General features: G+C 37.4%; 23 protein-coding genes. 13 read left to right on the top strand and 10 right to left on the bottom strand.

What is annotated here, in order from left to right:
- Positions 1 to 28 precede the first annotated feature (28 nt).
- The 3 genes from ABMA70_RS04215 to ABMA70_RS04205 all read right to left on the bottom strand — a co-directional run bounded on the left by ABMA70_RS04215 (position 29) and on the right by ABMA70_RS04205 (position 2,529).
- On the bottom strand, positions 29 to 640 hold the full coding sequence (locus ABMA70_RS04215) for a hypothetical protein (RefSeq protein ID WP_392991390.1): 612 nt from the start codon (positions 638 to 640) through the stop codon (positions 29 to 31).
- A 95-nt stretch (positions 641 to 735) separates the two neighbouring features.
- Positions 736 to 2,064: a tetratricopeptide repeat protein gene (locus ABMA70_RS04210; RefSeq protein WP_392991392.1), complete on the bottom strand. Its 1,329-nt coding sequence runs from the start codon at positions 2,062 to 2,064 to the stop codon at positions 736 to 738.
- 30 nt (positions 2,065 to 2,094) lie between these two features.
- Positions 2,095 to 2,529: a hypothetical protein gene (locus tag ABMA70_RS04205; RefSeq protein ID WP_103216770.1), complete on the bottom strand. Its 435-nt coding sequence runs from the start codon at positions 2,527 to 2,529 to the stop codon at positions 2,095 to 2,097.
- Positions 2,530 to 2,721: 192 nt separating this feature from the next.
- On the opposite strand from ABMA70_RS04205, the gene ABMA70_RS04200 reads away from it, so the two are divergent.
- Positions 2,722 to 3,006 (top strand): hypothetical protein, encoded by a 285-nt coding sequence (locus ABMA70_RS04200; protein ID WP_103216771.1) that lies wholly within the window; start codon positions 2,722 to 2,724, stop codon positions 3,004 to 3,006.
- Positions 3,007 to 3,094: 88 nt separating this feature from the next.
- Here the strand turns inward: ABMA70_RS04200 and hisS are convergent, their stop codons facing one another.
- Positions 3,095 to 4,435 carry a histidine--tRNA ligase gene (hisS, locus tag ABMA70_RS04195; RefSeq protein WP_392991394.1) on the bottom strand — a complete coding sequence of 447 codons (1,341 nt, stop codon included), beginning with the start codon at positions 4,433 to 4,435 and terminating at the stop codon, positions 3,095 to 3,097.
- A 104-nt stretch (positions 4,436 to 4,539) separates the two neighbouring features.
- Between hisS and ABMA70_RS04190 the strand changes: the two genes are divergently transcribed.
- Together ABMA70_RS04190 and ABMA70_RS04185 are read left to right on the top strand one after the other, a co-directional pair.
- A complete protein-coding gene (locus ABMA70_RS04190; RefSeq protein WP_103216773.1) occupies positions 4,540 to 5,496 on the top strand; it encodes a M23 family metallopeptidase in 957 nt (318 codons plus the stop codon).
- Complete coding sequence (locus ABMA70_RS04185) at positions 5,496 to 6,701, top strand: DNA recombination protein RmuC (RefSeq protein ID WP_103216774.1); 1,206 nt, start codon at positions 5,496 to 5,498, stop codon at positions 6,699 to 6,701. The genes ABMA70_RS04190 and ABMA70_RS04185 overlap by 1 nt, the downstream gene beginning before the upstream one ends.
- Before the next feature lie 203 nt (positions 6,702 to 6,904).
- On the opposite strand, the gene ABMA70_RS04180 is transcribed toward ABMA70_RS04185, so the two are convergent.
- Both ABMA70_RS04180 and ABMA70_RS04175 read right to left on the bottom strand, forming a co-directional pair.
- Positions 6,905 to 7,156 carry a BolA/IbaG family iron-sulfur metabolism protein gene (locus ABMA70_RS04180; protein ID WP_392991396.1) on the bottom strand — a complete coding sequence of 84 codons (252 nt, stop codon included), beginning with the start codon at positions 7,154 to 7,156 and terminating at the stop codon, positions 6,905 to 6,907.
- Positions 7,157 to 7,186: 30 nt separating this feature from the next.
- Entirely contained in the window at positions 7,187 to 7,582 is a 396-nt protein-coding gene (locus tag ABMA70_RS04175; RefSeq protein WP_103216776.1) for a hypothetical protein, read from the bottom strand.
- A gap of 130 nt (positions 7,583 to 7,712) precedes the next feature.
- Between ABMA70_RS04175 and ABMA70_RS04170 the strand changes: the two genes are divergently transcribed.
- Complete coding sequence (locus tag ABMA70_RS04170; protein WP_392991398.1) at positions 7,713 to 10,622, top strand: helicase C-terminal domain-containing protein; 2,910 nt, start codon at positions 7,713 to 7,715, stop codon at positions 10,620 to 10,622.
- 3 nt (positions 10,623 to 10,625) lie between these two features.
- On the opposite strand, the gene ABMA70_RS04165 is transcribed toward ABMA70_RS04170, so the two are convergent.
- The 4 genes from ABMA70_RS04165 to ABMA70_RS04150 are packed head-to-tail and all read right to left on the bottom strand — an operon-like array spanning position 10,626 to position 13,879.
- Entirely contained in the window at positions 10,626 to 11,423 is a 798-nt protein-coding gene (locus ABMA70_RS04165) for a hypothetical protein (protein WP_392991400.1), read from the bottom strand.
- Positions 11,423 to 11,917, bottom strand: coding sequence for a hypothetical protein (locus ABMA70_RS04160; protein WP_392991402.1), 495 nt, complete (start codon positions 11,915 to 11,917; stop codon positions 11,423 to 11,425). The genes ABMA70_RS04165 and ABMA70_RS04160 overlap by 1 nt, the downstream gene beginning before the upstream one ends.
- Positions 11,918 to 11,945: 28 nt before the next feature.
- Positions 11,946 to 13,136: a DUF4056 domain-containing protein gene (locus ABMA70_RS04155; RefSeq protein ID WP_392991404.1), complete on the bottom strand. Its 1,191-nt coding sequence runs from the start codon at positions 13,134 to 13,136 to the stop codon at positions 11,946 to 11,948.
- A 2-nt stretch (positions 13,137 to 13,138) separates the two neighbouring features.
- On the bottom strand, positions 13,139 to 13,879 hold the full coding sequence (locus ABMA70_RS04150) for a hypothetical protein (protein WP_392991406.1): 741 nt from the start codon (positions 13,877 to 13,879) through the stop codon (positions 13,139 to 13,141).
- 46 nt (positions 13,880 to 13,925) lie between these two features.
- On the opposite strand from ABMA70_RS04150, the gene ABMA70_RS04145 reads away from it, so the two are divergent.
- The 9 genes from ABMA70_RS04145 to ABMA70_RS04105 all read left to right on the top strand — a co-directional run bounded on the left by ABMA70_RS04145 (position 13,926) and on the right by ABMA70_RS04105 (position 21,360).
- Positions 13,926 to 14,429 carry a potassium channel family protein gene (locus ABMA70_RS04145; RefSeq protein ID WP_392991408.1) on the top strand — a complete coding sequence of 168 codons (504 nt, stop codon included), beginning with the start codon at positions 13,926 to 13,928 and terminating at the stop codon, positions 14,427 to 14,429.
- Positions 14,426 to 14,779 carry a SirB2 family protein gene (locus tag ABMA70_RS04140; protein ID WP_103216783.1) on the top strand — a complete coding sequence of 118 codons (354 nt, stop codon included), beginning with the start codon at positions 14,426 to 14,428 and terminating at the stop codon, positions 14,777 to 14,779. The genes ABMA70_RS04145 and ABMA70_RS04140 overlap by 4 nt, the downstream gene beginning before the upstream one ends.
- A 19-nt stretch (positions 14,780 to 14,798) precedes the next feature.
- Positions 14,799 to 16,103: an MATE family efflux transporter gene (locus tag ABMA70_RS04135; RefSeq protein ID WP_392991410.1), complete on the top strand. Its 1,305-nt coding sequence runs from the start codon at positions 14,799 to 14,801 to the stop codon at positions 16,101 to 16,103.
- Between the two features lies 1 nt (position 16,104).
- Positions 16,105 to 16,767, top strand: a complete 663-nt coding sequence (locus ABMA70_RS04130; RefSeq protein WP_103216785.1) for a class I SAM-dependent methyltransferase — start codon at positions 16,105 to 16,107, stop codon at positions 16,765 to 16,767.
- A gap of 12 nt (positions 16,768 to 16,779) precedes the next feature.
- On the top strand, positions 16,780 to 17,250 hold the full coding sequence (locus ABMA70_RS04125) for a YchJ family protein (RefSeq protein ID WP_199177506.1): 471 nt from the start codon (positions 16,780 to 16,782) through the stop codon (positions 17,248 to 17,250).
- 160 nt (positions 17,251 to 17,410) lie between these two features.
- On the top strand, positions 17,411 to 18,754 hold the full coding sequence (locus ABMA70_RS04120) for a Na(+)-translocating NADH-quinone reductase subunit A (RefSeq protein WP_103216787.1): 1,344 nt from the start codon (positions 17,411 to 17,413) through the stop codon (positions 18,752 to 18,754).
- Positions 18,754 to 19,959 (top strand): NADH:ubiquinone reductase (Na(+)-transporting) subunit B, encoded by a 1,206-nt coding sequence (locus ABMA70_RS04115; protein WP_103216788.1) that lies wholly within the window; start codon positions 18,754 to 18,756, stop codon positions 19,957 to 19,959. Before ABMA70_RS04120 ends, ABMA70_RS04115 begins: the two co-directional genes overlap by 1 nt.
- A 10-nt stretch (positions 19,960 to 19,969) precedes the next feature.
- Positions 19,970 to 20,743, top strand: a complete 774-nt coding sequence (locus tag ABMA70_RS04110) for a Na(+)-translocating NADH-quinone reductase subunit C (RefSeq protein WP_199177507.1) — start codon at positions 19,970 to 19,972, stop codon at positions 20,741 to 20,743.
- Positions 20,743 to 21,360, top strand: coding sequence for an NADH:ubiquinone reductase (Na(+)-transporting) subunit D (locus ABMA70_RS04105; protein ID WP_103216790.1), 618 nt, complete (start codon positions 20,743 to 20,745; stop codon positions 21,358 to 21,360). Before ABMA70_RS04110 ends, ABMA70_RS04105 begins: the two co-directional genes overlap by 1 nt.
- Positions 21,361 to 21,369: the final 9 nt, after the last annotated feature.

Raw genomic sequence — 21,369 nt, 5'->3', positions numbered from 1 at the left:
ATTTTTTTAATTTTTTAATCTTTAAATTTTATAGTCTGCGACGATCAACTTTACTTGGTCCTGAGATACAGCTTCTAAGTGCATCAACAACCTCTTCTTGATCGTTACATGAATATTTTGACTTACACTGCTTTTCAAAACAGGCTACATCAAAAGTCCCTGTACATTGGTTTGTAATCGCTTTTAAGTCTTCAAGACTATCAAAGTCTCTTGGGTGAAGTCTTGAAAGAGCACTTGCTAAACAAGAGTTTTGAACAAGCCAAAGTCTCGAGTTAATAAAAGTGATCTCTGAGAATTCATCACGATCATAACGGTAAATATTCTTCATTGCTGTTTGATGAGCATATCCAGATACATACTGACAAGAGCGAGCAATTGAAACCATCTCTTCAATTTCATTTTGCTCATAGCTTGAAATAAGCTTCATTGATAAATCAATACATCCTAAGTCTAGTTGTCTTGAACATGCATCAAAGATCATACGATGCTCTGTTCTTGAACTACACTCACCTGGATTATTTGCACATAATTTCTCAACACATTGAGCTTGTGTATGAGATGGAATTTGTGGTGCTTGAAATTGCGCCATTGTACTAGTTAAGTAAACAATAGCAGCTAGCAAGATTACTGCTCTAAACATAAATACCCCCAAAAATTTCCTATTCTTATATAATTTTGGTGGGCCTATGCAAAGGGCTTTATAGTACGGCGCGGAGCGAAGTGTTCGAAATTACATTAAGCATTATAAAATTTATCGAGCCTGACCTTCATATTTGGAAAGATTTTAATGGCCTGCTCATACCACTCTTGGGTGCTTTCCTTCTTTCGGTTCATCTCAATAGAGCGCTTAATGATGATTTCATAAAGGATTTCTGATTTATAGCCGCTGTTTAGTGTATCAATGGCCATCTTTAATGATTGAGAAGCAGTTGAATCTTTGTCACATACAAGGGCATCCATCAACGGTGCATTCTCATATTTTGGAAACTTCTCTTTTTGTTTTACTTGAATAAATTTAGTCGTTTTATTGTCTGGCGTATGGGCCAGAACCACTAGCATACGCTCTAAAATTGCAGGCTTTGTCGTACAGATAATTGAAGCTTCTTCTAAGAGTTTTAATGAATCCTTATATTTCTTGTCTCTTAGAAGTTCTTGAATCGAAGTATTATCGAAATCAATCTTATCCAATTCACATTGAACATAGATAACAAGAGCTGCAGCAATGGCATCTTTAATATCATCAGATGGTTCATTCACTTTCTTATACGCTTCATAGTAGTTTAAGATAAGCTCATGCTTTCTCGCTGCAACTGCAACCATCGATAGATCTCTTAGCATATCTGGAGAAATAGGGTAGGCAGCATGAAGTTTTAATGAATACTGAAGTGCCATATAATAATTTTTTTGGTGCTTATATGCTTTAAAGAATAACTTTAATGTATTGAAGTCTGTTGAATTTAGAGCATAGGCTTGTTCAAGTGACTTTATCGCCTCATCATACTTTTCTTCTTTAAACTGGCAAAGACCTTCAAGGTAGTGTGTTTCAAATGGATTTTTTGATAGTTCACGGGCTTTTTGCGTGATCTCAAAAACCTTTTCATGCTTTGAACCAACATACTCGTAGGCTTCATTGATTAATTGTCTATACTCACTAGGGGAAGACTTCATTTTGTAAAGTTCTTCCATAAGTGCTTTGATGCTATCGACTGTAAAAGGAATCGGAAGAACAAGATCGACTTGTTGTTGCGCGATTCTTGAAATGGCATCAATAGAGTCATTTTGTGTTAAGAGAATAAAACTATTCTTTGTACGATTTGGAAGTATTTTTAAGTGCTCTTTAAGAACTTGGTTATAGCGTCCTTCCGCTAGAACTTCATAAGAGAATACAAGAGTAGGCTTAAAGCTTTTCATCTCTTTAAGTGCATCTTCAAAAGTTTTAGCAAATCGAACATTCTTTCTCTGGACCCCCAGAGTTTTAAATGCATTCTCATAGGCCACGCGTGCGTTTCCTATGGACTCGACTACTAAAACTTCCATGTCGTTAAAAAATGCTTCTCTATTCATTTCTTCAATTCCGTAACTGTCTCTTATTTTTTATTCTTCGTGTGTGTTTCTATATTGATTTAAAAGTTCATTGAAGCGCTCTTGTCTTTCTAAGATCACTGCTTCAATTTTCTTGTGCTCCTTCATGTTGTCCTCTAGTAAACGAAAAACAACTTTATTTTCTTCAGGGCCATACTCTTCAATCTCCACGACTTCACTCGAAAGCTTTATGACATTGCTAAGTTTCGTAATATCGCTTAGCTGACCTTTTGGGACCTGCGAGCTTTGAATGATGTAGAGATTAATTTTGTGCCCACTAGCACATGTTTTCTTTGGAATAATTGCACAAATACTATTAGGTGATTCCAACATCAGTATTTGGTTTTTTTCTGTATCGTAGACGTTTGTATTACTTGTAATATTCTCAAACGCTAATATAAATTTATTGCTTTTTTCTGAAGCAATTTTAATAGCTTGTTTATCCATCACTAAAGATTAGCTTAAGCTTGGAATCGGTGCAAAGGTGACCATTTTACCCACTTATTTAGTTGAGATTAGTGCTATTTATCGACAAATTAAAGAGGCATTCCGTTTTTTTTATTGACGTAGTTTAGGCCAGGTACTTAAAATTACATTATTACAAATTTTTCATTAAAAACACTAAACACGAGGTTTAAAATGGCAAAGAAAAAAGCTACGAAAAAAGCAGCTCCAAAGAAGGCAGCAGCAAAGAAAGCAGCTCCAAAAAAAGCAGCTAAGAAAACAGCTAAGAAAGCATCTAAAAGAGAAATGCTTCTAGTTGGTTCAAAAACTAAAGAAGCACTTAAGGGTAAAGGATACAACGTATCTTCAGACGCTCTTGAAGCAATGAACGAGTACGTATACTGGCTAGTTGATCAAGCTCAAAAGAGATGTACAGCTAACGGTAGAAAGACAATTCGTCCATACGATATCCTAGGATAATCGACACGAATCAATTTCGTTAGAAATAAAAAGGCCACTCTTAGAGTGGCTTTTTTTTTATGTCCAAGATGGATGGTATGTCGACTATTTAAAGTTTAATTTCTGATTGTTCTCCAGATTCCATATGCTTCACTTGTAGCACGCCTCTTTCCTTCTCAGCATCACCATAGAAGATTACATTCTTAACTCCACGCTTGTTAGCGTAAGTCATTTGTTTCTTCATTTTTGCTGAAGTAGGGTAGATTTCAATCGAGTGGCCTTCTACTCTAAATTTACGAGCAATTTGTAGGTATTCTTTTTGGTCTTCATCACTCATGTTGATGATCATATAATCAACGCTTGCACTAATCTCTTCGAATAATCCGCGATCAAGCATCACATCATAAATTCTTTCTGCTCCAAATGAGATACCAACACCTGAGAGCTTCTCTTTTTGACCAAACATACTTGTTAAGTCATCGTAGCGTCCACCGCCTCCGATGCTTCCCATTGAACCATCAACTAGCTTAACTTCGAAGATACAGCCAGTGTAGTAATCAAGTCCTCTGGCCAGAGTAGGGTCAAATACTAGGTTTTCAATACCAAGCTCTCTTACGTTTGAAAGAACAAATTCTAGCTCTTCTAGGCCAAGCTTACCAATTTCATCAGCACCAAGGAACTCTCTAATTGTTGAAAGCTTCTTATCTGAGTCACCTTCAAGTGTTAGTAGAGTAGAGAGGCGACTTACTTGATCTTCATTGAATCCGCGGCCAAGTAGCTCTTCACCAACTTTGTTAGCACCAATCTTATCAAGCTTATCAATGGCAACTGTCATATCTGTTAGTTTGTCACTAACTCCAAGAACACTTGCGATACCCTGAAGAATCTTTCTGTTATTTATAACGATTTCAACACCGTCGATTTTTAGATCTTTAAATACATCGTGATAAACCTCAACTAAAGAAACTTCACTTAGTAGTGATTCCGTTCCGATGATATCTCCATCACATTGATAGAACTCTCTATAGCGACCTTTTTGAGGGCGATCAGCTCTCCATACAGGCTGAATTTGGTAGCGTTTAAATGGCAGGGCCAGCTCATTAAGATTTGCACATACATAACGAGCAAATGGAATTGTTAGGTCGTAGCGAAGGCCACGATCACACATTTTGCTCGAAACAGCTGATAGATTCTTTTCTTCTAAATCTTCTGGTTTTACTTTCTTTAAAAAGTCTCCTGAGTTCAGAACACGAAAAAGAAGTTTATCTCCTTCCTCTCCATATTTTCCCGTAAGTACGTTCAGGTTTTCAACGGCCGGCGTTTCAAGTGGCATAAAACCGTGAGATTGGAACCTCTTTTTAATTGTTTCAAAAATATGATTTCTTCTTGATGACTCAATTGGACCAAAATCTCTTGTACCTTTTGCATTTTGCGGCTTAATAATCGCCATTAAATTACCCCTTCGAAATAAATATATTTGTTTATACCCTGATTTTTAGTACTTTTAAAGCAATAGGCGTTTAAAAAACGTGACTTCTTTGCCATAATTTTCTTATGAGACAACACACAAAGCTATTACTATTTTTCTTTATTCTATTTATTTATTCATGTGCTGGAATTAAGCCATTACCTAAGCTTGGAACTTATGAAGTTGAGCAGCGTGTGGCCTATCCTGGTAAGGTCAATAAAATCGTCTTGCAATTGCCAAGTATTGGCGAAAAATTTCGCGTTCTATGTGGCGAAGAGACACTTGGCCACAATGTGAAAGGGAATACGCTTGAAACAGTCTGGGCACCGCAGTATTGGTATTTTGAAACAAAAGACGGTGAAGAGACAAACGCACCAACTTCGGTTCACTGTTACCTAAAGTCTGAAGTATACGGACAAGAGGTTCAATACCATATTGCAACTTTTGAAGTTAAGCCATTTGAGTATAAGAAGTCTTATATTAAGGTTTCTAAAAAACACGTGGATTTAGCTCCTGAGGATGTTAAGCGTTGGCAGGAAGAGGTGAAGTTACAAAAAGAAGCCTATGCAACTGCTGAACTTGAAAAGTCATTAACTGATAAAGAATTTATTAAGCCACTAAACTCAAAAATTACTGCCTATTATGGAAACCGTCGTGTCTTTAATGATAAGAAAAATAGCTGGCACTCAGGAACAGATATGCGTGCCAGAAGGCCAACTCCTGTAAAAGCTTCGAATGATGGTAAAGTTATTCTTGTTAAAGATCTCTTTTTTAATGGAAATGCCGTCTTTATTGACCACGGTGCAGGTGTCATCACGATGTATTGCCACTTGTCAAAATTCAAAGTTAAGCAAGGTGAAACAGTTAAGCGTGGTCAAGTCATCGCTTTAAGTGGTAATACTGGTCGTTCTAGTGCTCCACACTTACACTGGGGTGTTCGTGTGCAAGGCAAGTGGATTGATGGACTACAGTTCATTAAAGAGAAAGGGCGAGAGCAAAAGGCCCAAAAATATGTTACGCCAAAAGTTGAAGGGAAGAATTAATGACTCCAATAATTATTGTCATCGTTTTGCAAGTTGTAATCTTAGCTTTCTTATTTCTAATTTTTAAGAAAGAGCACACGGTTAATTTTGATGAAGTAACAAATCTTATCCGCTCTCAAAAAGACGATATGACAGAGACGCTTTTTAGAAATAATAATCAGCTTGCGGAGAATTTTTCAAATCTTAGAGAGATCGTTGTAGAGCGCTTAATGGAGACAAAGGGCGCACTTAATAAAGACATGTTTAGTTTTAAGGATCAGCTAACTCAAGATCTTGAAAAGAAATTTGATAAGACTAATCATGCTATTCAAGAAAAGCTTGAAAAGATTAATAATAAGGTTCAAGAAAACTTAAATGAAGGTTTCAAAAAAACTAACGAAACTTTTACTGGAATCATTGCTCGTCTTGCTAAAATTGATGAGGCCCAAAAGAAAATTGAATCTCTTTCAACGAATGTTGTAAGTCTACAAGAGGTATTAACAGATAAGAAGTCACGTGGGATTTTTGGTGAGGTTCAATTAACTTCTCTTCTTAAGTCTGTCTTTGGAGAAGGTGATAAGTACTACAAGCTTCAGTTTAAGCTATCTAATGACAAGCTTGTGGATGCCATGCTTGATCTTCCTGAGCCAATTGGAAGACTTTGTGTGGACTCGAAATTTCCGTTAGAGAATTTTAAGAGAATGTTTGAGGGATCGGTTGAGGAAAAGACTGTTGCTCGTCGTGAATTTGTGAAGAACGTTAAAAAGCATATTGATGATATTTCTTCTAAGTATATTATTAAGGGAGAAACTTCTGAGCAGGCCGTTCTATTTCTTCCTGCTGAAGCAATCTTTGCAGAGATCCATGCTTATCACGAAGATATTATTGCTTACTCACAAAAGAAGAATGTTTGGATCGCTTCACCGACAACTTTTATGGCCACATTAACAACAGTTCAGTCAGTTCTGATGAATATGGAGCGATCTAAGTATATGTCGATTCTTCACGAAGAGATTAATAAGCTAGGAGTTGATTTTGGCCTCTATGAGAAGAGATGGGGCGATCTAACTAAGCACTTAGCGACGGTTACTAAAGATGTAAATAATATTAATATAACAACTGGAAAGATTTCTAAGAGATTTCAGAGGATTATGGAAGTTGAAATCGATAAGGGTCAAACCCCAGAAGTCGAATTTTCTAGTCAGGAAAGCCTAAATGACCTATAATGGTCATTAGATTTCAAAGAAATTTAATTAAAAGGAATAATATATGAGTTTAGAAGTATTCGTAGCACTATGTTTAGTTGGTTTCTGGGCCCTTCTTCCAGCGTCTCTTGCAATTGCATGTAAAGATTTTGATGATGCGATGATGGATGATCACCACTAAGAAATAATCAATTTGATTTTTATTTAAAAAATATGAACAGGGACTAGATTAGTCCCTGATTTTTTGCCTGTTCAACAGTTAGAGTTTTTAGCTGTACCGCATGTAAGTCTTCACTTAACTTTTGCTTTAAAATATCCATAACCATTCTGTGCTGAGCTAAAAGCATTTTACCTTTAAATTCATCACTCACGATTGTAATACCAAGATGATCGCCTCCACCAGTTAGGTCGTAGATCATTACTTGTGAATCTTTGATATTTTCTTCGATGATTGTTTTTACTTGTTCAAATAACATATAAACTCGCTTTCTTTATTTTGCGTTTTCTTATAGTACAACTTTAGAAGCTGCATAGAAGCTTGTGATAAAAGTTAAAATTCTAAACGCTAGAGTAGTAATACCTAGGTAACGGTGTTTTTTAATAAAGCTAGAATTACCTTTTAGAATCATACGGCCAGAGATTACCATTGCGATGTAAAGAAGTACGCTTGATACCGCAAAGAATAGGTGAATCTTTAGAGCTGTTTGCGATTGGAATACTTCCATTGCTTTATCAATTGCACTGCGGCTTAATTCAATTTGTAGAATTAAAATAACATCCCAAATCATCGCTCCAGACATTATCTTAACGTGCTTCTGGCGTTTTTTGCTCTGGGTTACTCCATAAATCATTAAAGATAGGATCAAAAATGATTGAATTTGAAAAAATGTCGCTGAAGACATGGCGCACCCTTACGTAATGAAATTATTAATAATATGTAGCCTAGAATAAGGCATAAAAAGGTGATTATCAATACGATTTAACAATGTTAAGTTAAATAAAGGCGAAGGCCTATGGGAGCAGTAAAGAAGCATGGATACGATGAATACAGAAAATAACACACTAGGCAAATGGGCACTTCTTGATATCGAGACAACAGGTGCAGACTGTAGTGTTGATGAAATAATTGATGTTGGTTTTCTTCAGTTTGAAGGAACTAAACTTGTTCATAAATATGAATCACTATGTCGTCCTAGTTTTGAAATTTCAAAGTTCATTCAAAAGCTCACAGGTATTGATAACAAAATGCTAAAGCGTGCTCCGCTTCTTGATGATGTTATTGGAGAAGTCCTTGAGTTAGATGGCCACGACATTCTCGCTCATAACGCAGATTTTGAGGCCGGCTTCTTAGACCATCACTTTGAAACACTCGATTTTAGAGAAGGTCACCGCTGGCAAGATTCTCTTTATTTTCTTTCACTCCTTTTCCCTCATATGTCTTCACTTAAACTTGAAAACTTTATTGTTGGTTTTGGATTAGCTGAAAAAGAATTGCACCGAGGCTTTCAAGACTCTGTTGATCTTTTAAAAGTTGTAATTGTCGCAACACTTATGACAAAGAAAGATGCCGGTAAATATAACTTCATGATGTCACTAATGCATAAGTACTCACTTCATGATTATTGGTTCTTTAGGTTTTTATGTCTTTATGAAGAAGAGCTATTTGAAATCTCTGAGCAGATAGATTTTGATCCAGCAGCTCATATTGAGATGGCCCTAGAGTGGGCATATCCTAAAACACTTGAAGATAAGCAGGTGTATGAGCAAAATTTCGATATAACTTTTAACGGGCAAAACGTAAAAAATATCTTTAGCAATGAAGAGAAGGTTTCGTCATTATTCAATGGCTATCGCTATCGTAAGTCACAAGAGGATCTGGCCCTTAAAGTTGGCCAATCTTTTAAGAATCATATTCACGCCATGGTGCAAGCGCCAACTGGAACGGGGAAAACTCTTGGCTACTTAGTGCCAAGTGCACTATTTGCATTAAGTGAACAGAAGCAAGTTCTTGTGGCAACGGGAACTAAGACTCTTCAGGCCCAGGCCATGAATAAAGATGTTCCGGCACTTCATAAACTTTTAGGAGTTTCACCAAAAGATCTGAAGATTCGCCAGCTCATTGGTTCAAGTAACCACTTTTGCGAACTTCTATTTACGCAAAGACAAAATGAGGAAGACCTTTTTTCTCAAAGTAATGACATAAAAGATAAGTTTGCAGATATCTATTTTGAATCTCTTTTCTATCACAATTCAAATAGTGCGCTTGAACATATGATCTCTAAAGATGATCTACCATTTGTTCTTCGTATGAAGCTTGAAAACTTTACGCAAGCTCAAAAAGACTTGGCCGTAGATTACCGCGCTTGCTCAAATAAGCAGTGCCCATTCTACGCCAACTGTACTTATATTCGAGGTTTAAAAGACGCTAAGGAAGCTGATATTATTATCGGAAACCACGCTTTGATGTTTTCTTGGACAAAGTCTTTTCCTAGACCTGCTTACGTGGTTGTGGACGAGGCCCATAAAATTGAAGGTGAGGCGACAAAGGCTTTTTCTGCAGAAGTGGCACAAAGTGATCTTGAAAGTCTTCACAAACAATTTCAAAACCTACAAGGTTTAGGTTCTCTTTTCTACTTAATCAATACAATGATTGAAGAAAATCAAGAGGAAGAGATTTCATCTCTTCGAATGTTATCAATTGATACGGCCTCTATGCTTAGAGATCACTTATTTGAGCTTCCAGAAAAGTTTGAGATGATTTTTAAAAAGATGCCTCGCTATACAGATAAATTTTGGAATGAACTTCCAATGATTATGCCGACAGAAAAAGAAGGACTTCGCTTAAGTGTCTTCCACCATCTGGAGAGTATTTTCTATCTTCTAAAATCAGTTTATGAAAGATTATATCCGTATACAATTCGCTGGCAGGCAAGTGATATGCAAGGCCAAGGTGAAATTACTGCTTGGACTCGTTTTGAAGCATTTGTCGGTCAGCTTGAAGATGTGATGAATGCTCTAGCTGTCTTATTAAAGATTGAAAGCTCATCGCAGCCTCATTCTTTATCAATGAAGTATCATGAACAACAAGGCTTCTTACTAACTGCAGGCCCAATCAACACTGGGCGCATCTTACATGACCAGCTTCTGCAGACCTCATCATCTGTTGTCTATACTTCTGCTACTCTTGGCAATGAGCATGGAGATCAGGGAAGTCGTGGCATGGAATGGTCGACGGGCTACCTCTATAGTGAGCCTGAAAGACGCTTTAGAACAGGGCTCTATCTACCTTCAGTATATGATTATAAGAATCGTACAAAAGTTTTCTTGTGTGACGATACACCATCGCTTTACGACAAAGATTTTGTAAAGACTATTTGTGATCGTCTAACACCATTCATTGAGGATATTGATGGTAGAACCCTTTTACTATTCTCTGCACGCGCTCGTTTTGAAAAGGCCGTGGAATATATGCTGGATAAATTTGAGGGCAAGCTACCTGTTTTCGTTCAAGGAATGGGTGCCAATGTTGTGGAAGAATTCAAAGAAAGTGGTAATGGTATTCTCATCGGAATGGAGTCGTTTGGAGAGGGGATTGATGTTCCAGGTGATGCTCTGAGATTTGTTTTCATTGATAAAATCCCTGATCTTTCAATGGAGCAAGTTATTCGTCTTCGTCGAGAGTACTATGAAACTAATATCGGTAATGAATTTGAAGATTACTATCTTGCACACAGAACAAGAAACCTTCACCAAAAGCTTGGAAGACTTTTAAGAACTGAGTCTGATGCAGGAGCAGTTGTTGTTATTGATTCTCGTATTAAGAAGTGGAAGAATTCGACTATGTCCAAGCTAACAAAGCAAATGGAGCCATATCAAATTCATCGCACAAATTTTAAGGATGCTCTTGAAGCTTCTAAAGATTTTGTTAATACCCTTGATTAGGACTTAGAAACGGTAGCCAAATTCTAGAAGATACATGTAACGATCGCCAAAGCTAAGTTCTGTGGTTAATCCGAATTCACGATTGATTTCGTAATTGAGGCCCGCAAGTCCGTGCCATCCATATGAAGAAAGGCTTACGTTGAGGACAATATCTTGGCGTGAGCCAGTGATTTTAATATCACTATCAATATACATAGCGCCCGTAAAAATTTGAAGTTTACCAGCGTTGTATCCACCTCGGAAAGCAATACTATAAAGACTCACATCTAACTCATCTTCAATGATAACGTCAGTTAAGTTAACATTAGTCATTACAAACCAATTATTGTAACCAGCGACAAGAACTCCTCCAAGGTTTGCAACAGTCCCAGTTGCTTTAAATGGAATTTTATGTTGTTGGGCACCAACGATTGGCAATTGAGTTTTAAACTCAAGTTGTACATCAGAATGAATCTGACCAATCCCAAGATATAAGTTAAAGAATGGTAAAAGCCAGAAGTCTGTACGAATCATATTTATTTTTGTTTCAGTATCGACTTTTACATCTCCTGTGACAGGGAGTGCATCAAATAAATTTTCATCATTTAGAGTTGCTTTTTTTACACCAAATTTTTCATCGTGCTCAATTCTTGAAATATTGATTCCATAAGCTCGAGGAAGTGTGTAGCCCATCTTCTTTGCTTCTTCTCCCCAGATTGGAAAATAGCGAGGTTTTTCTTCACTTACTTTATTAACTGGCATTTCTTGGGCCAAGCTCATTAAAGAGCTTAGGAGAATTATTAGAGAGATGATGAGCTTCATTAATTTGTTCTCCTTATATATTTGTTAATATCTTCGAACTCTTTTGGAGCGACTGTTTTTGCATAATCGCTTTCTTCTTGTGTTAAAGGAATATAGCCTCTGTCGTAGTTCCAACCGTAGCCCCAACGATAAGAGGTCTGGTATTGAGGGCCTCCTCCAATACGCACTCCAAGGTACATGACTATCGACATCCAATCAGTAAACTCTTCTTTTACACATGCCTTTAGTTGTTGATCTGCATTAAATCGCTGTGCTTCCGTTCCACCAAGCCAATAGTGTTGATCGTGAACAAAGCAACATTTCAGCCATGCATTTGGTTTTGAAATTGTTCCGTCTGGCCACTTTGAGCAACCATCAGACATGAATGGTGATAATTGTTTTGAAATATGTGTATTATTATTCTTTTTAATTTCACTTCTGCTGGCCGGAAGTTTTGCGCATGAAGTTGCCAACAAGAGTAAAGCGAGAATAGGTGAAAGTAGATTATTCTTCATAGATCTATATTATATACGTTTTTTGAAGTTAATTATTCTTAAGGTAATTGTCGTCAAATTCTTTATCGTATTGAGCAATCTTTCTAAGGTCTTTAATCGTTAGCTTCTTATTCCAAATATGTTTTGGAACATGATTAAATTTATCTTCGAATGAAGGATCAATTTCAAGCTTAAGAATTGCAATTTTATCTAAGTTGTAATTTCTAAAAAATTCTTTAATTTCAAGTGTCGCTGGATCTTTTAGCGGAGAAGTCGGAATTTCAAGAGGAGAGAGCCTTAACGATAAGCTATAATCCCTTTTTCTCAGCATGAACTTATCAGGTAATCTAATATCTTGATCCCACCATATTTTGTTCGTCGTCATTAGAAGTCTTTGAGTTTCTTCTTTATCGACAGGCCCTAACTCTTTTAAAGTTTGCTCAAGCCAAGAAGTCATATTCAAATTATACTGAATACTTGAAAAGATGAGCTGTTCGTTGATTAGGGCCGAAGCAAGTTTTGCACCAAGTATATTTGAATAGAGATCTTCTGGTGAGTAAGCTGATTGCTCCTCTGGAAATATTGAGACATTCCTATAACCATGCCACTGGGCAAATTCGTGTGAAACTGCCATCTCGTAAGCAAGTTTTGCCGCTAGTGCAGAGCTTAGGAAGATTCTGTCTTTTCCTTCCATTTTACTTGTATCAAAAGCATTGAAAAGAATTGATCGTTTACCAATTTCTCGAGGTAACTCAATTTCAAAATTTGTTCCAAGCCTAGGATAAATTTTATAGAAGAGTGTAAGCGTGACATCGGCAGTATCTCTGATATGTGCAGTATCGATTAAACCACCTCTTCTTGTATAAATTAGGCCATTTACCTCTGGCGTTCTTTTACCGATTGAGGCCATCTCTTCTGCTGAAAATTTTTCCATATTGTATATATGGGTTCCAAGAGAATCGTAATTGACCGTATTTGTCTCTTTAAAAAAGGGGATAGGTATTGATAAGAGGGCCACTGTGAAATTAGTACCAAAAGCACAACAAGGCCTAAAGTTTTGAGTGAATTCTACTTTGTCGGAGTGATTAAGTTTCAAATTTAAATTTGAACTTTCACCATTTTCTTTAGACAGGATGCTATTGATAGCTTTCGAGTCAGGCTTAGTGCTTTCTAACCAAATTTTACCTGCGCAAGAAGATGTCAAAACGATTAGAAATAATCCTGTCCACAGCCTTTTCATTCTTAGCCTCGATCGAGGTTGTTAAGATACTTTATCGTTATATTAGTTCCTTGCTTGTCTTTAATAATATAAGGAATTGTTTGGTGTTGGGATAACCAGATGCTTAAGAATTCAGGATCAACTTTCATATCTTTGGCATCATCAGAATCTAATTTCTCAAATAATTTGTACTGAACAGCTGTCACAGTGGCCCCTGCAATTTTAATGGACTCTGAAGTTTGTGCAGCTCTTTCAACAACAATATTGTTATTAATGATTGGGCCTTCGTATTTCCACTGATTATTAGTAGAAAAGAACGAATAGTAATTCTTTCCAACGGAATCAAATTTCTTTGACCAAAGAAAAAGCATACTACAGCAGCTCAGCGGTGTTGTGACATAGAATTTTGGAGAAGTCGTAATAGATTCTAGCTTAACTTCACCATCGCAATCAAATTGGTACTTGAGTTCACTTGTTGAATGATCAAATAAGAAAATCTCTTTTGAGATTTGTTCCCCGAGGCTTTTAATAATTTGAACTTTAACAGGTGTGTACTCTTTATCAACGGTGTAGGCGACATTGATTTTTAAGAGCTCACCAGTCATTACACGCGCCAGCATTTCTCCTTCAAAGTAGATTTGATGGAGTTTTGGTCTGCGGTAAACTTCAAATGTTTCTTCAGCATAGAGACTATCCTTGCGGTAATAGTTGTATGCACCGCGTAGGATCTTTTCTCCTTTATTGCTGTTTCCAAAATAGCTCATATTAAATATTATATATTAAATTAAAATTTTGTAGAAGAGGTTAGTTTTGCGCACAGGCTTTCGCGTATTTGTTGAACGCTTTATTTATTTATTCAAAACTGTTGCTTTCTGGTTTATTACAATCATGGGGAACCTTGGCGTTATTATCTTCGCCTTCGTCTTTCTACATCTTGAAAAAGGGCATAACCCAAAAGTTATTGAACTTGGGGATGCTGTTTGGTGGGCGTTTACGACAATAACAACTGTTGGTTATGGTGATATTACTCCTGTCACATTTGCTGGGCGTATTATTGCTGTCGTTCTTATGATCTTTGGTACAGGGCTATTTGCCACTTATACCGCTATTTTTGCAAATGTCATGCTCGGTCGACAATTTCTTACGATCGGAAGACGTGTACAAGTCTTAAAAAGAAATGTAGAAGGAATGCAATCAAGTCTACATAGAGAAGATTTAATGCTAGAAAGAGAGCTAGCAAAAGTTAATAAAACTTTAACAATATTAAATGATAGAATGACGAGTCTTGAAGAGAGAATTGGAGAAAAGAAATGAGTTATGAATTTTACAAAGTACTTCACGTGTTTATGGTTGTTCTTATGGTTGCTGCATTTGCACCACAATTTGTAAGTACTGAAGCGCAAAACAGAAAGCTTTTTAAAATTACTTCTGGTATTGCAAGTTTCCTACTTTTCGTAGGTGGTATGGGGCTTCTTGCTCGTATCGGTGTTAGTCACGGTGCTGGTTGGCCAGTATGGGTAAAAGTAAAAGTTGGACTATGGGTTGCAGTTTCTGCGCTTGGGCCAATCCTTGCAAAACGTATGAAATCAAACCGTCTAGCAGGTCTTGGTTTAATCCTTGCGTTAATCTTTATTGCAATCTTCTCTGCAGTAACTAAATACTAAAATTTACAAAGTAAAAATTTTGGACCGCAACTGGTTAACATACAAGGGCCTTTGGGCCCTTTCTATCCCTTCCATACTCGCATCAATGCTTGAGCCACTAAGCTCAATTGTTGATACTGCACTTGTTGGAAATTTTGATACAAAAATGCTGGCCGCGATGGCCATTGGTGTTTCGGTTATTTCATCTATTACCTGGATGTTTAACTTCTTGGTCCATGCACCAATCCAAGCAATCTCTCAAAAACTAGCTAAAGGTGAGTATGAAAATGTAGTCTCGCTTATTAAGGTGACTTTCCTAATCGCTTTTTCGATTGGACTTTTTCTCGTTCTCATTTTTGTTCCCGCACGCCACTATGTTTACGAATTTTTGAGTGTCACGAAGGATCTTTATTCTTTATGTGATGACTATTTTTTAACCAGACTATATGGCCATGTATTTATTCTTTTATTTATGTCGGCCTTATCAGTTCTAAGAGGAATGGCGAAAGTAAATATCGTTTTAGGAATCATTGGGGTAGCAACTTCGATTAATATTGTATTGTCTTACCTAGGGCTCTATCAACTTAATATGGGGCTTTCAAGCGTTGCGGCCGCTACGATTTTTGCTAATGCTGTAGGCTTTCTAATAAGTTTATACTTTATTCTGACTCACGAAAAAATTCGTCATTTGTTTTTAAAACAAAAAATCATGTTAGCGGATGCCTTTCATATTGGAAAAAGTTCTATCAATGTTTTTATGCGCTCGGCTTTTTTAACTCTAAGTTTTTTCTTGGCCACAAAAGTTGCGAGCTCAATCTCTTTAAAGGCCCTTGCTGCTCATCAGGTTATTCTCAACCTATGGTTATTTGCATCTTTCTTTACTGATGGAGTCGCGACTTCTGGAAATATTATTGGTGGGACACTTTTCAAAAATGAAGGCCATGAGCACTTAAAAGATATCTTTCATAAGCTTCTTTTTATGGGGGGGATTATTGGAATTATCTTTTGTTTCATTTTCACTTTTGCCAATGGCCCATTAATCTCACTTTTTACGTACGATGAAAGTATTCATGAAACGATTAAAGGCATTATTTATTTCTTGGCCATTGCTCAAGTTCCTGTTTCAATTGCATATGTCTATGATGGGCTAGTCTTTGGAATCAATCGCTTTGATTTCTTAGGTCGTCACATGGTGATAGCCTTCTTCACTTGCTTTGTGCCACTGGCGTATTTGAGCTATCAAAATCAATCCTTCTTGCTTCTTTGGGGGGCAATTTTCTCTGTGGGTATCTACCGATTTATTTCGAATGCATACTTAATCGGAAAGACACTAAAGGTTAAATAAAATGAAAGAAAAAGGTTCTCTTGGTTTTTCCCAGGACTATTGGGATGTAAATTATGAAGAAGCTGATCAAATGGATGGAATAGGCAATGTCGAGCAGCACGTTGGCTATATTAAAAATTTATTTGGATTAGAGTATATTGATATCAATTCTATTATTGATTTAGGCTTTGGCCTTGGTCATTTATTTGAGGCACTTTTAGACGAGTTTAAGCCATATAAGGCCCATGGAATTGAGCCCAGTGAATACGCTTACAAAATTGTAAAAGAGCGTGAAATAAACAAAATTGAATCAACTCAGTTTAAGTTAGAGAGAATGGATATTGTTAGCTGGTGTCGCAAGAATGAGAAGAGTAAGAAATCTTTTGATCTTGGTGTTTGCACAAGTGTGTTTCAATATCTCACAGATGAGGAATTAGAGTATTGTCTGCCAATTCTTGCATCCAAGTTAAAGTATTTTTATCTAACAGTTCCAACGGATAAAGAACTCGATCGCCAGATCGAAGATCTTGAGTTTAAAGATGAATATGCCATTCGTCGAAGTCGTACAAAATACCAGAAAATGCTTAGAGAGCATTTTACATTTATTTCTAGTCGACTACTAGAAAGCAAGGTATATTTTGATGAAACAAACACAAATTTTACCGACTTATTATATCGATATTAAATGGAGTTTATTATGAGTAATTCTGGTCTTGATACAAAGACATGTGAAGCAATTGTTAAGGGTGAAGCCAAGGCCCAAACTGCAGCTCAACTTATGAGCGCACGTTACTTTGCTTATACAATCGGCAATATTGATTTCATCGTTGATTCAACTCACCCTGATCACAGAGATGATATGGATGTAAATGAAATCAAGGCGTGGTCATCACAATCTGAGTGGAAGGGTCTTGAGATCGTTGACACTGCAGAAGGAACTGAGAGAGATGACTGGGGAATGGTTGAGTTTAAGGCGACTTTTGGTTTAGGTGGCCAAGACCATGTGCATTATGAGCGTTCTGAATTTGTTAAGGTTGATGGAGACTGGTTCTTCGTTGACGGTGAGCCAATCGTAGCGCAGGTTAAGAGAGATGGTGCTAAAGTTGGACGCAATGACCAATGTCCTTGTGGTTCAGGCAAGAAATTTAAGAAGTGTTGTGGTCGATAATTGTCGACTAAATAGCCTTTGTTTTAACGCGTCATGGTCGCTAAATGCGGTGGTGTGATTAGTTAAAATTAGGGTTACAACTTTATGTATTTCTGTTAAAAAACTAATAATTTCATAAATATTTTATTGTTAACAAACCAAGATAACGGGATTTGTCGCTATGATTCACATTAAGAGAGGATTGGATCTTCCTATCAGTGGGAAGCCATCACAAAAGATTGAGGTAGGACCTCAAGTGACTAAAGTCGCTCTTACTGGGCCAGACTATGTTGGAATGAAGCCAACTATGCTTGTTCAAGTAGGTGACGAGGTTAAAAAAGGTCAGGCGTTATTTTCTTGTAAGAAAGTTGAAGGTGTTCTTTATACAGCACCTATCAGCGGTAAGGTTATTGAAATTAACCGTGGTGCAAGAAGAGCGTTTGAAACTTTAGTAATTGAAGTTTCAGGTAACGAGCAAGTTACATTTGAAAACTTTAAAGGGACGGGAGTAAAAGATTTAACGAAAGAAGCTGTTCAAGCTCTTTTAGTTGAGTCAGGTCTATGGCCAGCTTTCAGAACAAGGCCATTTTCTAAGGCACCAGCTTTAGGTTCTGAGCCACACTCTATTTTCGTAACTGCAATGGATACTAATCCTCTTGCAGCTGATCCAGCAGTAGTAATTGCTGAAGCAAGCGAAGATTTCACGAATGGTGTTGAGATTATCTCAAAACTAACTGATGGAAGAACTTTTGTTTGTAAAGCAGCTGGAGTTAATATTCCAAAGCCTTCAACGACTAAAGTTGAAGTGAAGGAATTTGCTGGTGTTCACCCAGCAGGTAACGCAGGAACTCACATTCACTTTGTTGATCCTGTAAACGCTAAGAAGATTGTTTGGTCGATTGGTTACCAAGATGTAATCGCAATCGGTAAGCTTTTCACTTCAGGTGAACTTTCAACTGAAAGAATTATCTCAATTGCAGGTCCTGCATCTGTAAACCCAACTCTTGTTAAAACAGTTCCAGGTGCTCATTTAGGTGAAGTTACTTCAGGAAAAGTTGGACAAGGTGAGGTGAGAGTTGTTTCTGGTTCGGTTTTCAACGGTCGCGCAATGGTTGGAAGTTTTTCTTACCTAGGTCGTTTCCACAACCAAATTTCTCTACTTACTGAAGGTCGTGAAAGAGAGTTCTTAGGATGGCACAAGCCAGGTCTTAATAAATTCTCTGTTAAGCGTACTTTCCTACACTGGTTAAAGCCAGGGCAAATTTTCGATTTCACAACTGCTACTCATGGTTCTGATAGAGCAATGGTTCCAGTAGGGTCATACGAAAAGGTAATGCCTCTTGATATGCTACCAACTCAACTTTTAAGAGCACTTGTTACAAAAGACAATGACTACGCTGTAGAGCTTGGTTGTTTAGAGCTAGATGAAGAAGATTTAGCACTATGTACTTTCGTAAGTCCTGGTAAAGTTGATTTCGGTCCAGCTCTAAGAGAAAGTTTAACTACTATTGAGAAAGAAGGATAATTACAATGTTGCGCAAACTTCTAGATTCTCAACATGATAATTTCGCTAAAGGCGGGAAATTCGAAAAGTTTTATGCTGTTTATGAAATGATCGATACTTTCCTTTATACTCCAGGTGGAGTAGCGAAAGGTTCAGTTCATGTTAGAGATGCACTTGACTTAAAAAGATTAATGATCACAGTTGCTATTGCTCTTATTCCAGCAATGTTTATGGCAATGTACAATACTGGTTTCCAGGCTAACTCTGCTCTTGCAGCGGCTGGTATGACTCCTGAAGGTTGGCGTGCTGATATCATCATGGCGCTTGGTGCAGGTTTCTCTCCAGAAAGCTTAGTTGCAAACCTACTTCACGGTTTCTTATACTTCTTCCCAATTTTCCTAGTGACTCAAATCGCTGGTGGTTTCTGGGAAGCACTATTTGCAATCGTTAGAGGTCACGAGATTAACGAAGGTTTCCTTGTAACAGGGATGCTATTTCCATTAACTCTTCCTCCAACAATTCCTCTATGGCAAGTTGCTGTAGGTATCTCTTTCGGTGTTTTAATCGGTAAAGAGGTTTTCGGTGGTACAGGGAAAAACTTCCTTAACCCAGCACTTACTGCTCGTGCATTCCTTTTCTTTGCATATCCTGCACAAATTTCAGGGGACGCAGTATGGACTGCAGTAGATGGTTTCACTGGAGCAACAGCTCTTTCTCAGGCAGCTCTTGGTGGTGTTGGTGCAATCACAACTTCAATGCAAGATGCTTTCTTAGGATTTATGCCAGGTTCAATGGGTGAGACTTCAGCTCTTGCTTGTTTAATCGGAGCAGCAGTTCTAATCATCTCAGGTATCGGTTCTTGGAGAATTATGCTTTCAATGGTTCTTGGAGCAGTTGTTACTTCAGCAATCTTAAATGCTATCGGTTCTGATACAAATATGATGTTCTCAGTAACTCCACTTTGGCACTTAGTGATCGGTGGTTTTGCTTTTGGTACAGTGTTTATGGCAACTGATCCAGTATCAGCTTCTATGACACACAAAGGACACTGGTTCTATGGTGCTCTAATCGGTTTCATGGTTATCCTTGTTCGTGTTATTAACCCAGCTTTCCCTGAAGGTACTATGCTTGCAATCCTTTTCGGAAACTGTTTTGCACCTTTAATTGACTACTTTGTAATTCAAGGAAATATCAAAAAACGTGCAAACGGATACAAAACGGCTTAAGGGGGCAGTGATGAGTAATGATAGTACTGCAAAAACTCTGATCGTAGCAACAATCCTATGTGTTGTTTGTTCAGTTGTCGTATCTTGGTCAGCGGTTTCACTAAAGCCACTTCAAGATGAGAATAAAGTTTTAGACGTTAAGAAAAACCTTCTTATGACTGCAGGTCTTGTAAAGGCGACTGCTACTAAAGAAGAAATTTTAGAAGCTTATAAGCAAATCGAAGAGAAACTAGTTGATCTTAAAACTGGTGACTACGTAACTGATATGGATGTTACTAAATTTGATGCTGTTAAAGCTGCTAAAGATCCAAAAATGAACTACGCAATTCCTGCATCTGAGGACAAAGGAAAAATCAAGTTCCGTGCGAAATACTCTAAAGTATTCTTCGTAAAAGATGGTGAGACAACTAAGTCTGTTGTTTTCCCAATTCACGGTAAAGGTCTTTGGTCAACAATGTACGGTTTCCTAGTTCTTGAGACAGATCTTAATACTGTTAAAGGTATTGGTTTCTACTCTCACGGTGAAACTCCAGGTCTTGGTGGTGAAATTGATAACCCACACTGGAGATCAGTATGGCCAGGAAAGAAAATCTTTGGTGATGCAGGTAAACCTCAAATTCAAGTTATTAAAGGTGAAGCTAATAAAGCAAGCAGCTTTGATATTGATGGACTTTCAGGTGCAACTCTTACAGCTAATGGTGTAACAGGAACTGTTCGCTATTGGATGGGTGACGATGCATTTGGACCATTCATTGACAAATTCACACAAGGTGGGGGTGAATAATGAATTTTAAAGAAACAGTAGTTTCTCCATTATTTGAGAACAACCCAATTGCACTTCAAATCCTAGGTATTTGTTCTGCTCTAGCGGTTACGACAAAAATGGAGTCAGTAGCAGTTATGTGTTTAGCGGTAACAGTTGTTACAGCTTTCTCTAACTTATTCGTATCACTTATTAGAAATCACGTTCCTAGTGCAATTCGTATTATCGTAATGATGACGATTATTGCTTCACTAGTTATCGTGACAGATCAAGTTCTTAAGGCTTACGTTTATGACGTTGCTAAATCGATGTCAGTTTATATTGGTCTAATCATTACAAACTGTATCGTTATGGGACGTGCGGAAGCATATGCGATGAAGAACCCTCCAATCATGTCATTCTTTGATGGTGTTGGTAACGGAATCGGTTATTCAATCGTACTTGTATTTGTTGGATTCTTTAGAGAGCTTCTTGGTTCAGGAAAGCTATTTGGAGTATCTGTTTTAGCAACAACTGGAGAAGGTGGTTGGTACCAAACTAATGGTATGGCACTTCTTGCACCATCTGCATTCTTCTTAATTGGTTTTTTCATCTGGGGACTACGTACTTGGAAGAAAGATCAAGTAGAAGAAATGTAAGGGTAGGTG

The sequence above is a fragment of the Halobacteriovorax sp. XZX-3 genome, assembly GCF_043196495.1.
Classification (GTDB): Bacteria; Bdellovibrionota; Bacteriovoracia; order Bacteriovoracales; family Bacteriovoracaceae; genus Halobacteriovorax_A.
Note: the sequence above shows the minus strand (reverse complement) of the source record. Positions and strands in the feature narration are given on the sequence as shown.